This is a genomic window from Streptomyces sp. NPDC050534, from assembly GCF_044457745.1.
Lineage (GTDB): Bacteria > Actinomycetota > Actinomycetes > Streptomycetales > Streptomycetaceae > Streptomyces.
In genome coordinates this window covers 886,524-901,414 of sequence record NZ_JBITHF010000001.1, presented here as the reverse complement: position 1 = coordinate 901,414, position 14,891 = coordinate 886,524, and the positions used below count along the sequence as shown (strand labels likewise).

The 14,891-nt window shown below is 72.0% G+C and carries 15 protein-coding genes; 6 read left to right on the top strand and 9 right to left on the bottom strand.

The features are described 5' to 3' along the window. Positions 1 to 187: 187 nt before the first annotated feature. Positions 188 to 409 (top strand): hypothetical protein, encoded by a 222-nt coding sequence (locus tag ACIBN2_RS04145; protein WP_399132558.1) that lies wholly within the window; start codon positions 188 to 190, stop codon positions 407 to 409. A 107-nt stretch (positions 410 to 516) separates the two neighbouring features. Here the strand turns inward: ACIBN2_RS04145 and ACIBN2_RS04140 are convergent, their stop codons facing one another. From ACIBN2_RS04140 to ACIBN2_RS04120, 5 genes are all read right to left on the bottom strand, one after another. After that, positions 517 to 1,587, bottom strand: a complete 1,071-nt coding sequence (locus ACIBN2_RS04140; protein ID WP_399132556.1) for a zinc-dependent alcohol dehydrogenase family protein — start codon at positions 1,585 to 1,587, stop codon at positions 517 to 519. A 118-nt stretch (positions 1,588 to 1,705) separates the two neighbouring features. Beyond that, positions 1,706 to 3,142 carry an MBL fold metallo-hydrolase RNA specificity domain-containing protein gene (locus ACIBN2_RS04135; RefSeq protein WP_399132555.1) on the bottom strand — a complete coding sequence of 479 codons (1,437 nt, stop codon included), beginning with the start codon at positions 3,140 to 3,142 and terminating at the stop codon, positions 1,706 to 1,708. A gap of 181 nt (positions 3,143 to 3,323) precedes the next feature. Further along, a complete protein-coding gene (locus ACIBN2_RS04130; protein ID WP_399132554.1) occupies positions 3,324 to 3,839 on the bottom strand; it encodes a hydrogenase maturation protease in 516 nt (171 codons plus the stop codon). A gap of 189 nt (positions 3,840 to 4,028) precedes the next feature. Then, complete coding sequence (locus ACIBN2_RS04125; protein WP_399132553.1) at positions 4,029 to 4,451, bottom strand: Hsp20/alpha crystallin family protein; 423 nt, start codon at positions 4,449 to 4,451, stop codon at positions 4,029 to 4,031. Positions 4,452 to 4,603: 152 nt separating this feature from the next. After that, complete coding sequence (locus ACIBN2_RS04120; protein ID WP_399132882.1) at positions 4,604 to 5,317, bottom strand: CBS domain-containing protein; 714 nt, start codon at positions 5,315 to 5,317, stop codon at positions 4,604 to 4,606. Between the two features lie 207 nt (positions 5,318 to 5,524). Here ACIBN2_RS04120 and ACIBN2_RS04115 point away from each other — a divergent pair, with 207 nt between their 5' ends. From ACIBN2_RS04115 to ACIBN2_RS04095, 5 genes are read left to right on the top strand one after another with little or no spacing between them, the layout of a single operon-like run. After that, a complete protein-coding gene (locus ACIBN2_RS04115; RefSeq protein WP_399132552.1) occupies positions 5,525 to 6,415 on the top strand; it encodes a universal stress protein in 891 nt (296 codons plus the stop codon). Positions 6,416 to 6,451: 36 nt separating this feature from the next. Beyond that, the gene (locus ACIBN2_RS04110) at positions 6,452 to 7,030 is read left to right on the top strand and encodes a 2-oxoacid:acceptor oxidoreductase family protein (RefSeq protein WP_399132550.1); all 579 of its coding nucleotides are present in this window, start codon (positions 6,452 to 6,454) and stop codon (positions 7,028 to 7,030) included. Continuing rightward, positions 7,014 to 8,255 carry a pyruvate ferredoxin oxidoreductase gene (porA, locus tag ACIBN2_RS04105; RefSeq protein ID WP_399132549.1) on the top strand — a complete coding sequence of 414 codons (1,242 nt, stop codon included), beginning with the start codon at positions 7,014 to 7,016 and terminating at the stop codon, positions 8,253 to 8,255. Before ACIBN2_RS04110 ends, porA begins: the two co-directional genes overlap by 17 nt. Continuing rightward, a complete protein-coding gene (locus ACIBN2_RS04100; protein WP_399132548.1) occupies positions 8,252 to 9,289 on the top strand; it encodes a thiamine pyrophosphate-dependent enzyme in 1,038 nt (345 codons plus the stop codon). Before porA ends, ACIBN2_RS04100 begins: the two co-directional genes overlap by 4 nt. Next, on the top strand, positions 9,286 to 10,911 hold the full coding sequence (locus ACIBN2_RS04095) for an NAD(P)-binding protein (protein ID WP_399132547.1): 1,626 nt from the start codon (positions 9,286 to 9,288) through the stop codon (positions 10,909 to 10,911). Before ACIBN2_RS04100 ends, ACIBN2_RS04095 begins: the two co-directional genes overlap by 4 nt. Before the next feature lie 61 nt (positions 10,912 to 10,972). Here the strand turns inward: ACIBN2_RS04095 and ACIBN2_RS04090 are convergent, their stop codons facing one another. From ACIBN2_RS04090 to ACIBN2_RS04075, 4 genes are read right to left on the bottom strand one after another with little or no spacing between them, the layout of a single operon-like run. After that, on the bottom strand, positions 10,973 to 12,385 hold the full coding sequence (locus ACIBN2_RS04090) for an NAD(P)(+) transhydrogenase (Re/Si-specific) subunit beta (RefSeq protein ID WP_399132546.1): 1,413 nt from the start codon (positions 12,383 to 12,385) through the stop codon (positions 10,973 to 10,975). 5 nt (positions 12,386 to 12,390) lie between these two features. Then, entirely contained in the window at positions 12,391 to 12,702 is a 312-nt protein-coding gene (locus ACIBN2_RS04085; protein WP_399132545.1) for an NAD(P) transhydrogenase subunit alpha, read from the bottom strand. Then, the gene (locus ACIBN2_RS04080; protein ID WP_399132544.1) at positions 12,699 to 13,814 is read right to left on the bottom strand and encodes an NAD(P) transhydrogenase subunit alpha; all 1,116 of its coding nucleotides are present in this window, start codon (positions 13,812 to 13,814) and stop codon (positions 12,699 to 12,701) included. Before ACIBN2_RS04080 ends, ACIBN2_RS04085 begins: the two co-directional genes overlap by 4 nt. Positions 13,815 to 13,853: 39 nt before the next feature. Further along, positions 13,854 to 14,867 (bottom strand): zinc-dependent alcohol dehydrogenase, encoded by a 1,014-nt coding sequence (locus ACIBN2_RS04075; protein ID WP_399132881.1) that lies wholly within the window; start codon positions 14,865 to 14,867, stop codon positions 13,854 to 13,856. Positions 14,868 to 14,891: the final 24 nt, after the last annotated feature.

Here is a 14,891-nt window from a genome sequence, read left to right as displayed (position 1 = left end):
CCCTCACCGTGGCACCGGCGGACCGGCTTCAGCAGGGGTGGTTCGGCCCCGGGCACGGGGCCGCTCGGCCCAGGCTCGTGCCCGCTCAGCATCTGGGCCGGTCACCGACCGGAACGGACACTGAGAGTGACCGGACAGTTCCTCAGGGTCCGGCCCGAGATGCACCACTGACCCGAGGAAGGCAGTCATGGTCCCTCTCATCCTGATCGGTGCCGCCGTGTGGGGCGCGTGCATGATCTTCGGTTCCAGCTCGTTCGTCGTCGGCTTCATGCTTCTGTCCGCCGGAATCCTGGGCCTGATCGTCTTCTTGGGCACGGCCGTCGCGGTCCGGCGGCCCGGTGAGGGCGAGACGGTCATCGAGAGGCACTACAACGGCGACCCCGATCACCACCGGCACTACCGGACCTGATCACGACCGGCAGCACCGGACCTGATCACCACCGGCACCACCGGACCGATCAGCACCGCTCCGGCCGGGGCAGCTGCCCCGGCCGGAGTTCCGTTCATGCCGTCCGTTCATGCCGTCGGCACCGGTACGACCTCGCGCTGCGGCCCGCCGAGCACGACCTTGAGCGCGCCTGTCTCGCCGGCGCGGGAGAAGACCTCGTACGCCTCCTCCATGCGCTCGATCGGGAAGCCGTGGGTGACCAGCTGGGAGGTCGGCAGGCGTCCGGCCGCCGCCATCCGCAGGAGGGTGGGCGTGGAGTGCGTGTCGACGAGGCCCGTGGTGATGGTCACGTTCTTGATCCACAGGTCTTCCAGATGCAGGGTCGCCGGCTTGCCGTGCACACCGACGTTCGCCACGTGCCCGCCCGGGCGCACCATGCGCGTGCACATCTCGAAGGACTCCGGCACGCCGACCGCCTCGATGACGACGTCGGCGCCGAGCCCGTCGGTGAGATCGGCGATCAGCTGCTCGGGCGCCTCGCTCGCGTCGGCCACCGCGTCGGCGCCCAGCTTCCTGGCCGCCTCCAGGCGCGACGCGGCGAGGTCGACGGCGACGACGCGTTCGGGCGCGAACAGCCGGGCCGTGGCGATGGCGGCCAGGCCGATGGGCCCTGCCCCGACCACGACGACGGTGTCTCCGGGACGCACGTGTCCGTTGAGCACGCCCACCTCGTACGCCGTCGGGAAGATGTCGGCCAGCAGTACGGCGTCCTCGTTGCCCACCGAGCCGGGCAGCGCGTGCAGGGAGAGGTCGGCGAACGGAACGCGGACGTACTCGGCCTGGGTGCCGTTGATCAGGTGGCCGAGGATCCAGCCCCCGCCGCCCCGGCACTGGCCGTACATGGCCTCGCGGCAGAAGCGGCAGCGTCCGCAGGCGCTGATGCAGGAGACCAGGACCCGGTCTCCTGGCCGTACGCTGCGCACGTCGGTGCCGACCTCGACGATCTCACCGACCGCCTCGTGCCCCAGCACGGTGCCCGGCCGCACCTCGGGTACGTCGCCCTTGAGGATGTGCAGGTCCGTCCCGCAGATGGTGACGGCGTCGACCCGCACGATCGCGTCGGTGGCCTCCTCCAGGCCCGGGTCGGCGACCTCTTCCCAGGAACCCTGTCCCGGGCCGTGGAACACATAGCCCTTCATGTCCGACCTCACCCTCTTGATCAGCGGGTTGCTGGAGCTGCCGGGAATGACCCGGCAGTTCCAGCTTGACCGGAACACACGCCATCCGCACGGGGCCGGTCGGCCCCGGCGGGTTCGGTCAGCGAACGAGCACGCGCTCTCCGGAGCGGGGCACGACCGCCGTCCAGCCCAGCTTGTGGTCGATGCGGTCGCGCAGCGCGGCGGCCGCGTCGGGCTCGCCGTGCACGAGGTAGGTGGCGCACGGCGGGGCGGCGCCGCGCAGCCAGTCGACGATCTGTGCCGCGTCGGCGTGCGCCGAGAAGTGCGGTACGTCCGCGACTTGGGCGCGCACCGGGACGTACTCGCCGAACATCTTCAGGGCCTTGGCCCCGTCGACGAGGTCGCGGGCGCGGGTGCCCTTCGCGGCGAAGCCCACCACGACGACGGCGTTGCGCGGATCGGGCAGCAGGCGCCTGAGGTGGTGCAGCACACGGCCGCCGGTGGCCATGCCGGACGCGGAGACGATGACGGCCGGTCCGCCGGCCTCGGCGATGTCGGCCGACTCCTGGATGGAACGGGCCGGCCGGAACGGCTCGGGGCTCAGCGCGGCGGTGCCCGCCGCCGTGACCTCCGTCCGCAGTTCCGGTGCTCCCTCGCGGACGGCGTCGCGGTAGACGTCGAGGGCCGCGAGGGCCATCGGGCTGTCGACGTACACCGGCACCGTGGCCGGCAGCCGGCCCTGGTGGCGCAGCGCGGCGAGTTCGTGCAGGACGACCTCGGTGCGGTCGAGGGCGAACGCGGGGATCACGACGGTGCCGCCACGGGCCAGGGTGCGGGTCAGCACGTCCGCGAAGTGGGTACGGCCCGCTTCCTCCTCGTGGCGACGGTTGCCGTATGTCGACTCCACCAGCAGCACGTCGGCCCCGGAGAACGGCTCGGCAGGGCGCAGCAACGGGTGGCCCGGGCGGCCCAGGTCACCGCTGACGGCGAGGGTGCGCCCGTCCTCCAGCGTGAGCCGGGCCCATGCCGAGCCGAGGATGTGGCCGGCGGGGTACAGCGTCACGGTCGTTCCGGGCGCGATGCCGGCGGACGTGCCCACCGGTACGGCGTCGACGAGTTTGAGGGCGCGGTCCACGTCCGCGTCGTCGTACAGCGGTTGTGCGGGCCGGTGTTTGGACCAGCCGTGCTCGTTGGCGTGCCGGGCGGCCTCGAGCTGGAGCTTGGCGCTGTCCCGCAGCACGATCTCCATCAGCCGTGCCGTGTACGGCGTCGTCACGACCCGTCCCCGGAACCCGTGACGGACCAGCCGCGGCAGGTATCCGCAGTGGTCCAGGTGCGCGTGGGTGATCACCACCGTCTCGATGTCCTCGGCGTCGCAGGGCAGGCCGCGCCAGTTGAGCCTGCGCAGGTCGGCCAGGCCCTGGAACAGCCCGCAGTCGACGAGGACGCGGGCGTGGTCGCTCTCGACGAGGAACTTGCTGCCGGTGACCGTTCCCACGCCGCCCAGGAAGGTCAGCAGTGCGGCCCGCGGACGCGCCGGTGCGGTGTCGGCCGGGCCCCGTTCGTTCACGGTCATGACGTGCCTCTTCTCCTGGCTCCCGCCCCGGGTTCGGGGCCGAGTGGCCCTGGTACGGCCGGCGGCCGTGTGTTGTGCTGGAGGTGACGGGAAGGGCCCGTAGAAGGCGCGGAGAAGCGGCCGGCAGCCGCGCACCGCGCGATCAGGATCCGCGAGAAGCGGGTGGCGCCCTTCCCGCCGTTCATGCCCGCGTCCGGGCGGCCATGTCCCGTGTCGTGGCGGCCAGTTGGCGGACGATGTCGTCCTCCACGTACCCGGCCAGGTCGTCCACCGTGGCGGCGACCCGCGGGGACAGACCGCGGCCGACCGAGGTGTCGGCGCCGTCGACGGCGTACGCCACCAGCCGGCCGGGCAGCCGCCCCAGTGCGCAGGCCACGTCGACGGCCGCCCCGAGGCCGTGCGGGCTCATCGTGCCCGGCCGCCACAGCTGCCCGGAGTCCAGCTCGAGACGGTGGACGCGGCCGGGACGCCCCTCGCCCGGGTGGGCGGGCTGCAGCAGGACGGCCAGCTCGGCGTTCTCCCACAGCCGGATCAACCGGGCCGGATCGATGTCGCACTCCGCCAGGAGCGTGCCCGGCGGCAGGGGGCTCTCCGCGGCCCGCTCCCGCAGCCGGGCGAGCACCGCGCGGGCCACGCCGTCGTCGTGCCGGTCCGGATCACCGATCGCGATGATCGCGATACGGGGGGAGACAGCCATGGTTCCTCTCCCTCCACTGTGTTGACGCCGGATGGACCTCCAGCCTCGCCGGAACTGAGCGTTCCGGTCACTGGGCCGAAGGGCCCCCGCCCGTCCGGGCGGACCTGCTCCCGTGCCGGCCCTGACAGGCGGGTGCGCGGCCGGCGTACCGGCCGCGCACAGCGGCGGTGGTGAAGCGCCTTCCCACGCTCAGCCTTGCCGCACGGGGATGGTCTTCGTGGCCGTCTTGGTCTCGGGCACCGGGATCGTGACGGTCAGGACACCGTCCTTGTACTCAGCGGCGGCCTTTTCGCCCTCGGCCCCGGCCGGCAGCCGGACGGAGCGGGCGAAGGAACCGTAGTGGAACTCCGTGCGGTGCTTCCTCGTCGTCTCCTCACTGCGCTCGGCCCGCAGGGTCAGAACGCCTTCCGTGACGGTGATCTCGACGTCCTTGGCGGGGTCGATGCCCGGAAGCTCCGCCCGCAGCACGTACTTCTCGTCCGCCAGGAACTCCTCGATGCGGATGCCGTGCAGTCCGGGGACCGTGTGCGCCCCGGGGAAGCCGGACTCGACCCAGCCGAACAGGTCGGGCAGAGCCGGCCAGCCCGGCAGTCGCTCGATCATGCCAGCCATGTCACCCTCCTCCCCTTTCTTCTTCGCCGATTCCAGCGTCCCGCGCCGCCGGGGCGCGCGCGTGGGCCGGTCGGGCCCGTCCGGGACCCGACCGGCCCTGGCGCCCCAACATCCCCCTGAACTCGCCTGGTTGGGGCCCCGCCTCAGGTGGATCAGCCCACTTGCGAGGGCGGGACCGCGGTGTCCGCGTCCGGCAGGTCCGGGTCCAGGTCCGGGCGGCGGCGCGGCCCCGAGAGCGCGCAGTCCACGTCGACGACGCCCTCGACGGCGCGCACCAGCCGTGCGGCGGCGGGCACGAGGTTCGTGTCCGCGATCCTTCCCGTCAGCCGTACGACACCCTCGTACACCTCGACCCGGATCGGTTCGGCCGGAGCGGGGAACAGTTCGGCGACGACGGTGTCGCGCACCTCCGCGGCGATGTCCTCGTCACTGCGCAGGAAGACCTTGAGCAGGTCGGCCCTGCTGACGATCCCCCGCAGCACCCCCGCGTCGTCGACCACGGGCAGCCGTTTCACCTTCTTCAGCGCCATGATCCGGGCGGCCTGAGCGAGCGTGGCGTCCTCCGCCACGGTGACGACCGGCGCGGTCATCAGCTCCTCGGCGGTCACGGCACCGGCCTTCATCAGGTCGGCCAGGCGGCGCAGTTGGGTGCGCCGGTCCGGGTCGCCGTCCCGGAACTCCTCCTTGGGCAGCAGATCGGCCTCGGAGACGATCCCGACGACCCGGGTCTCGCCCTCCACCACGGGCATCGCGCTGACCCCCCACTCCCGCATGGTCTTCACGATCTCCTTGAACGTCGCCCGGCGGCCGAGGGCGACGACGGTCCGGGTCATCACATCGCTCACGATGTGCGGAGTGCCGTGCATGGCGTCCTCCAGGGTGCTCGTTCCACGCGGCGTGCTCGCGTCGCCCGCACCTTCAGCGTCGGTCACGCACCCGCCGACGGGCAGAGGGCCGTTCGGCCCGTTGCGGGGGCCACGCAGCCCCTGCCCGGTGGCACCGCAGGCCAGGACGCTGGTGGTACGGAGGCCCGCCGCGCGGTGGGCGGGCGACGACCCGGGGAGGTGGTGGCCGTGCTTCGTCCCGTAGTCGTGGGCCTGGACGGTTCACGTGAGAGCCTCGCCGCCGCCGACTGGGCGGCGGGCGAGGCGTTGCGGCGCGGACTGCCGCTGCGCCTGGTGCACGCGTGGGTGGGGCTGTCCTCCGACGCGTCGCAGCTGCCCGAGCTGGAGGCTCCTCGCTACTGGGCCCGGCGGATTTTGCGCGGAGCCATGGACCAGCTCAGCGAGCGCCATCCGCAGGTGTATCTGAGTGCCGAGCAAATACCGCGGCCCGCGGTGGACGCGCTGGCGGAGGCCGGCGCCGACGCCGAACTGCTGGTCCTGGGCAGCCGGGCGTTCAGCGGGTTCGGCGGCTACATGGCCGGGTCCGTGGCGCTTGCGACGGTGGCCCGGGCGACGCGGCCCGTCGTGCTCGTGCGGGCCGACCGCGCCCCCGAGGACGAGCATCTGCCCACTGCGGAGGGCCTGCCCTCGGAGCGCACCCCGTACTGCGACGTGGTGGCAGGCGTGGACGTCTCGCACCCGTGCGAGGAACTGCTCGCGTTCGCCTTCGAGAGCGCGGCGCTGCGCAACGCCCCGCTGCGGGTGGTGCACGCCTGGCACGTGCCGATCGCACCTCCGGCGGCCGTGGCCACGATGAGTGCCGCCGCGGAGCAGACCGCCGAGCACGCGCTGGCCGACGAGCTCCGGCCGTGGCTCGAGAAGTTCCCGAACGTGCAGGTGCGGACGCTGATGGAGAACGGCCGCCCGGCGCAGCAGCTGCTGCACGCCGCGCAGGACGCCGGTCTGCTGGTCGTGGGCCGCAGGATCCGGCCGGCCCGGCTCGGTACGCACACCGGGCCCGTCGCGCACGCGGCGATGCACCACGTCCACTGCCCGGTGGCGATCGTCCCGCACGAGTGAGGCCCGCGCAGGGCTCGGTCCCGAAGGGAAGACACCGTGTTCCAGGTTCGTATCCACGGCCGTGGCGGCCAAGGCGCCGTCACGGCCGCAGAGTTGCTGTCGGTGGCGGCGTTCATGGAGGACCGCCACGCACAGGCGTTCCCGAGCTTCGGATCGGAGCGGACGGGGGCGCCGGTGGTGGCGTTCTGCCGGATCGACGACCGGCCGATCCGGGTGCGCGAACCCGTCATGCAGCCCGACGCCCTGATCATCCAGGACCCGACGCTGCTGCACCAGGTGAACGTCTTCGACGGACTGCGCCCCGACGGCGCCGTGCTGATCAACTCACCGCGTTCCGCGGCCGAGTTGGGCCTTACCGAGTTCACCGGCCGTGCCCTGACCGTCCCGGCCACCGCACTGGCCGTGCGTCACTTCGGCCGTCCCGTGCCGAACGCCGTCCTGCTCGGCGGCCTCGCCGCGCTCACCGGCTGCGTGACCATCGAATCGCTCACCACCGCCGTGTGCGAGCGCTTCCCGGGCGACCTGGGGCAGGCCAATGCGGCCGCGGCCCGGGAGGCCTACGACCACGTCAGGAAAGCCGAGCGGGAGGAGCGGGCGCATGCTCAAGCAGACTGAGGGGTCGCGTGCGGTGGCCGAGACCGTCGCCTACTGCCGGCCCGAGGTGATCGCGGCGTACCCGATCTCACCGCAGACGCACATCGTCGAGGAACTCAGCCGCCTGGTGAAGTCCGGGGCGCTGAAGCCGTGCGAGTACGTCAACGTCGAGTCGGAGTTCGCCGCGATGTCGATGTGCATCGGGGCCTCGGCCGCGGGCGCCCGCACCTACACGGCGACCGCGAGCCAGGGCCTGCTGTACATGGTGGAGGCCCTCTACAACGCCTCCGGGCTCGGCCTGCCGATCGTGATGACGGTCGCCAACCGGGCCATCGGCGCGCCCATCAACATCTGGAACGACCACAGCGACACCATGTCGCAGCGCGACTCGGGCTGGATCCAGCTCTACGCCCGCGACAACCAGGAGGCCGCCGACCTGCACCCGCAGGCCTTCCGGCTGGCCGAGGAGCTGTCGCTGCCGGTGATGGTGTGCATGGACGGCTTCGTCCTCACCCACGCCTGGGAGCGCATCGAGGTGCCGGAGCAGGCACAGGTCGACGCGTTCCTGCCGCCGTACGAGCCCCGGCAGGTCCTGGACCCCGAGGAGCCCGTGTCGATCGGCGCGATGGTCGGACCGGACGCCTTCACCGAGGTGCGCTATCTGGCGCACGCCAAGCAGATGCAGGCACTTGAGGCCATCCCCAGGGTCGCCGGGGAGTTCCACGAGGTCTTCGGACGGCACTCCGGCGGCCTGCTGCATCCGTACGCCTGCGAGGACGCCGAGACGATCGTCGTAGCGCTTGGTTCGGTGTTCGGCACGGTCTGCGACGTCGTCGACGAGATGCGCGAGCGCGGGGTGCGGATCGGCGCCCTGGCGATCACGTCCTTCCGGCCCTTCCCGCTCGACGCCGTACGTGACGTGCTCGGCGGGGCTCGCCAGGTCGTCGTCCTGGAGCGGGCGCTGGCGGTCGGCATCGGCGGCATCGTGTCGGCGAACGTGCGTACCGCACTCTCCGGCATCCAGCTGGACGGCCACACGGTGGTCGCCGGCCTCGGCGGGCGCGCGATCACCAAGGCGTCACTGCACCGGCTGTTCGACGACGCGCTCGCCGGGCGGCTCGGGCAGCTGACCTTCCTCGACCTCAACACCGAACTGGTGGAGCGGGAGTTGGCACGGATGGCGCGGACCAGGCGGTCCGGTCCGTCCGCGGAGAACATTCTGCGGGACGTGGGGAGCAACCGATGAGCGCCGCACAGCAGGTCAAGTTCTACCAGGTGGGCAGCTTCGCCGCCGGAAACCGGCTGCTGGGGCCCGAGTCGCAGTCCGACCAGGCCGACCCGGGCCGCTCCAACGCGCTCACCTGCGGCCACCGGGCCTGCCAGGGCTGCGGCGAGGCGCTCGGCGCCCGCTACGTCCTGGACGCGGCCCAACGGGCGTGCGGCGGCAAGGTGATCGCCGTCAACGCGACGGGTTGCCTGGAGGTGTTCTCCACGCCGTACCCGGAGACGTCGTGGCAACTGCCCTGGCTGCACTCCCTGTTCGGCAACGCGCCCGCGGTCGCCGCCGGCGTGGCCGCGGCCCTGCGCGCCAAGGGCCGCACGGACATCCGCGTGGTCGGACAGGGCGGCGACGGCGGCACTGTCGACATCGGCCTCGGATGCCTGTCCGGCATGTTCGAGCGCAACGATGACGTCCTGTACGTGTGTTACGACAACGAGGGCTACATGAACACCGGCGTGCAGCGCTCGGGGGCCACTCCCCCGACCGCGCGCACGGCGACCACCCAGGCGGTCGGCGAGCAGCCCGGCGCCCCCTTCGGGCAGGGCAAGAACCTTCCGCTGATCGCGATGGCCCACGAGATCCCCTACGTCGCCACGGCCACCGTCGCGGGTCTGCGCGACCTGGAGGAGAAGGTGCACCGGGCGATGACCATGCGCGGCGCCCGCTATCTGCATGTGCTGGTGCCCTGTCCCCTCGGCTGGGGCACGGCCTCCCACGACACCGTGCGCATCGCCCGGCTGGCCGAACAGACGGGTCTCTTCCCGGTGTTCGAGGCCGTGGACGGCGAGGTCACCGATGCCACACCGATCCGGCGCACGCTCCCGGTGGAGGAGTACCTCCGCCCGCAGAAGCGGTACGCGCACCTCTTCCAGCCGGAGGTTCAGAAGGACATCATCGCCCGGCTGCAGCGGACGGCCGACCGCAACATCGCCCGCTTCGGGCTGCATGGGGATCCCCCCGGCCGGAGGCTGGGACAACACGAGGAGGCGGCATCGTGAAGGACGAACCGTTCGCGATCACCTTGAACGTCGGCTCCAGCCTGGCCAACCACACCGGCGCCTGGCGCACCGAACGACCGCTCTACGTCGACCGGTTGCCGCCCTGCAACCAGGCGTGCCCGGCGGGCGAGAACATCCAGCAGTGGCTGTACCACGCGGAGAGCGGCGACTACGAGTCCGCCTGGCGGCAGCTGATGCGCGACAATCCGCTGCCCGCCGTCATGGGCCGCGTCTGCTACCACCCCTGCGAGACGGCCTGCAACCGCGTCCAGGTCGACAACGCGGTCGGCATCAACTCGATCGAGCGCTTCCTGGGCGACGAGGCCATCAAGCGGGGCTGGACCGTGCCCCCGCCGACGACCGACTCCGGCAAGCGGGTTCTGGTCGTCGGCTCCGGCCCGGCCGGCCTGTCGGCCGCGTACCACCTACGGCTGCTCGGCCATGAGGTGACGGTCCGCGAGGCGCAGGACCGGCTCGGCGGGATGATGCGCTACGGCATCCCGCGCTACCGCCTTCCGCGCGAGGTGCCGGACGCGGAGATCGACCGGATCCGCGCGCTCGGCGTCGTCTTCGAGACCGGTGCACGGGTCGACGACGTGCTGGCCGCACAGCGGGACGGCGGCTTCGACGCGGTGTTCCTGGCCGTGGGCGCGGGTATCGGCAAACGCACGTACATCCCGGCCGGCGACAGCGCCCGCGTCCTCGACGCGGTGGCGCTGCTCGGCAGCATGGAGGGTGAAGGGCCGCCCCTGCTGGGCCGCAAGGTCGCCGTCTACGGCGGCGGCAACACGGCCATGGACGCGGCCCGCACCGCCCGCAGGCTCGGCGCGACCGACGCCGTGGTGGTCTACCGGCGCACCCGGGACCGGATGCCCGCCCACGACGTCGAGGTCGAGGAGGCGCTGGAGGAGGGTGTGCGGATGAAGTGGCTGTCGACCATCAAGCACGCCGACGAGGGCCGGCTCACCATCGAGAAGATGGAACTCGACGAGTCCGGATTCCCGCAGCCCACCGGTGAGTTCGAGGAATTGGAGGCGGACAGCGTGGTGCTGGCGCTCGGCCAGGACACCGACCTCTCCCTTCTCAGGGACGTACCGGACCTGGCCGTGGACCACGGCATGGTGCAGGTGGCCGACGGACTGATGACCGGACACGACGGCATCTTCGCCGGCGGCGACATGGTGCCCGCCGACCGCACGGTCACCGTGGCCGTGGGGCACGGCAAGAAGGCGGCCCGGCACATCGACGCGTATCTGAGCGGCACGGCCTACGACCCTGGGCCCAAGCACGCGCCCGCCACCTCCGACCGGCTCAACACCTGGTACTACTCCGACGCGCCCGCCTCCGTGCGGCCGCGGCTCGAAGTGGCCCGAAGGGTCTCGACGTTCGACGAGGTGGTGCAGGGGCTCGACGAGTCCACCGCCCTGTTCGAGGCCCGGCGCTGCATGTCGTGCGGCAACTGCTTCGAGTGCGACAACTGCTACGGCGTCTGCCCGGACAACGCCATCATCAAGCTGGGTCCGGGCAAGGGGTTCGAGATCGACCTCGACTACTGCAAGGGCTGCGGGCTGTGCGCGGCGGAGTGCCCGAGCGGGGCGATCGACATGGTGCCCGAGGAGTGAGCGCCTCGTACAGGGGAGCGCCCCCCAGCCGGTTCAGGCGGGGGGCGCTCCCCTGTGCGGGTCAGTTGACGAACTCGCCGACGGCCGCCTTGAGTTCGGCCAGCCCCTTCTTGGCGTCGGTGAAGAACATCCCGGTCTTGGGGTCGGTGTAGAGCTCGTTGTCGACTCCGGCGTAGCCGTGGCCCATCGAGCGTTTGATGACGACGACGCTCTTGGCCTTGTCGACGTCGAGGATCGGCATTCCCGAGATCGCGTTGCCGGGGCGGCGGGCGATGGGGTTGGTGACGTCGTTGGCCCCGATGACGAGGGCGACGTCGGCCTGCGGGAACTCCGGGTTGACCTCGTCCATCTCCTTCAGCTGGGGGTAGGGCACGTCGGCCTCCGCGAGCAGCACGTTCATGTGCCCCGGCATACGGCCCGCGACCGGGTGGATGGCGTAGCTGACCTCGACCCCGTGGTCGGTCAACAGCTGTGCCAGGGCGCCGAGTTCGTGCTGGGCCTGGGCGGCGGCGAGGCCGTAGCCCGGAACGAAGACGACCTTGCTCGCGTACGCCAGCTGGATCGCCACGTCGTCCGCGGAGACGGACCGCACCTGCGCCGGGGCTCCTCCGGCGGCCGCGGGGGCGTCGTCCCCGGTGCCGAATCCGCCGACCACGATGTTGGCGATCGACCGGTTCATGGCGTCGGCCATCAGCTTGGTGAGGATGCCGCCCGAGGAGCTGACCAGCATGCCCGCGATGATCAGCGCGGTCTCGTTCAGGACGAAGCCCGCCATAGCGACCGCCGATCCCGTGAAGGCGTTGAGCAGGGCGATCACGACCGGCATGTCCGCGCCGCCGATCGGCAGCACCATCGTCACGCCGAAGACCAGGGCGACGGCCGCCAGTCCGTACAGGGCGGTGCGGGAGTCCGGCTCCAGCACCAGCCAGACCGTGCCGGCGACGAAGGACAGCGGCAGCGCCACGTTCAGCAGCCGCGCACCCGGGAACACCACCGGCGCACCGGAGACGATGCCCTGGAGCTTGCCCGCGGCGATCAGGGATCCGGAGAACGTGACCGCGCCGATGACGATGTCCAGGGCACCCGGGAGCGAGACCCGGGCGCCCAGCGCGGCCGGGTGGCCGGCCTGGAGCAGGTCGTCGACCGCGATCAGCGCAGCCGCCCCGCCACCAACAGCGTTGAACAGGCTGACCAGTTGGGGCATGGCGGTCATCTTGACCTCGCGCGCGGCGTACAGGCCGAGCGCGGCGCCGACGAGACCGCCCGAGACGAGCACCAGCCAGCCCGTCGTGGTGATCGTGCCCTCGTGGACCACCAGCCACACCGTGGCCGCGATCGCGACGGCCATGGCTCCGGCGGAGATCGCGTTGCCACGGCGGGCCGTTCGGGGGTGGTTCATCAGATGCAGGCCGAGCACGAAGCAGACGGCCGTGGCCAGGAAGACGTAGTGCACCGCGTTGGAGACCGTGTCCATGGCGCTCACACCTTCGCCTTGTCGCCGCCGCGGGGCCTGGTCTTGAACATCTCCAGCATCCGGTCGGTGACGACGTAGCCGCCGACGACGTTCATCGCCCCGAACACCATGGCCACGAAGGCGAGGACGTAGCCGAGCCAGGTGTGCGACTGCGCGGCGATCAGCATGGCGCCGATCACGACGATGCCGTGCACCGCGTTCGAGCCGGACATCAGGGGCGTGTGCAGGGTCGCGGGGACCTTGCTGATGACCTCGACGCCGACCAGGACGCTCAGCACGAACACGGTGATCGCGGTGAGGAGATCGAGGTCGTTCATGAGGGGGCTCCTTGGGTGAGCGCGGCCGTGATCTCGTCGGCCGGGTCGAAGAACAGCCGGCCGTCGTGCACTAGGTGGCGCAGGACCGCCACGATGTTGCGGGCGTAGGCCGTGGAGGCGGCGGTCGCCATCGCCGACGGCAGGTGCCCGGCACCGATCACGGTGACGCCGTTCTCCAGGACGACCGTCTTGTCGGGTACGGAACCCCCGACGTTGCCGCCGAGCTCGCTCGCGGCGAGGTCGACGACGACCGACCCGGGCCTCATGGCCTCGACGGCGCCGACCGTGACCAGCAACGGCGGTTTGCGGCCCGGGACCTGGGCGGTGGTGATGACGATGTCCGTACGGGCGATGTGGGCGTCCAGCGCCTCCCGCTGGGCCGCCTGCTCCGCCTCGGTCAACTCCCGTGCGTAGCCGCCCTGTCCGGCGCCCGATCCGGTGCCTGGCGGGCGCTGGATGTCCAGGAATCGGGCGCCGAGCGACTCCACCTCCTCCCGGGACTCGGGGCGTACGTCGTACGCCGTGACGACGGCGCCGAGCCGGCGGGCGGTGGCGATCGCCTGCAGCCCGGCCACTCCGGCGCCGAGGACGAGGACCTGCGCCGGACGCATGGTGCCGGCCGCGGTGGTCAGCATCGGAAAGAAGCGGTCGTAGGAGTCGGCCGCCAGCACCGCCGCCTTGTAGCCGGCCACGCTCGCCTGCGAGGTCAGCGCGTCCATGGACTGGGCGCGGCTGAGGGTGCGCGGCAGCAGATCGAGGCTCACCGTGCGCACCCCGCGCCGGTGCAACTCCCGCACCAGATCCGGGTGGCGCAGCGGTTCGAGCAGGCCGATCAGGGTCTGCTCGCCGCGCAGCACCTGCGCGCGCTCCGGGTCCGGCGGGCCGACGCAGAGGACGGCGTCCGCGCGTGCGTACAGCTCCCCCGGGGACACGACGCCCGCGCCGGCGTCGGTGTAGTCGGCGTCCGTGAACCAGGCGCCGGATCCGGCCCCGGCCTCCACCAGGACGTCGAGTCCGATCCGGCGCAGGAGGGTGACCGCCTCGGGGACGAGGGCGACCCGGCGTTCGCCGGGCGCCCGCTCCCGTACGGCACCCACGGTGACGGTGGCCATTGTCCGCTGCCTCTCCCTGGGCTCCGGGGTCCCCGGGCCTCAGAACTCGAAGACGAGCCGGGCTTCGGCCCGTCCGCCGAGGACCTCGTCGAAGGAGTCGTTGACCTGGTCGAGGCGCCGGGTCTCGGCGATGACCTGGGTCCGTCCGGCGGCGTGCAGCGCGAAGACCTCGGCCAGGTCCTGGCGGGTGCCCACGATGGAGCCGATGACGGAGATGCCGCCGAGAACCGTGTCGAAGATGGGTACGTCGATGGACGCATTGTCCGCGGGCAGGCCGACCATGACCAGGCGTCCACCGCGGTTGAGCGACCGGTACGCCTGCTCGAACGCCTTGGGCGCGGCGGCGAGCACGACGGCCACGTCCACCCCGCCCGCCTTCCTGAGCTCCTCGACGGGGTCGTGGGTGCGGGCGTTGACGATCTGGTCCGCGCCGAGCCGGTGCGCCAGGCCGAGCTTGTCGGGCTCCAGGTCGACGGCGGTGACCAGTCCGCCCACGAGGCGGGCGTACTGCACCGCGAGGTGGCCCAGGCCGCCGACCCCGAAAACCGCGACACGCTCGGCCGGGACCACCCGGGCGACCTTGATCGCCTTGTACGTGGTGACGCCCGCGCAGGTCAGCGGTGCCGCCTCGAAGGAGGACACGCCGTCGGGCACAGGGACGACCGCGCCCGCGTCGGCGACGGCGTACTCGGCGTAGCAACCGTCCACGGAATAACCGGAGTTGACCTGCGACTCGCACAGGGTCTCCCAGCCGGACACGCAGTAGCGGCAGGTACCGCAGGACGAACCGAGCCACGGCACGGCGACCCGCTTGCCGGCCAGGTCGGGCGACACGCCTTCACCGACGGCCCGCACGGGACCGACGCCCTCGTGACCGGGGATGAACGGCGGGCGCGGCTTGACGGGCCAGTCGCCGTGGGCGGCATGGATGTCGGTGTGGCAGAGCCCGGATGCCTCCATCTTCACGAGCACCTGGCCGGGGCCGGGCTCGGGAACGGGGATGTCCTGGATCTCCAGGGGCTTGCCGAAGTCGGTGACGACCGCTGCCTTCATGAGCTGCTCCTCGACGGGGCCGAT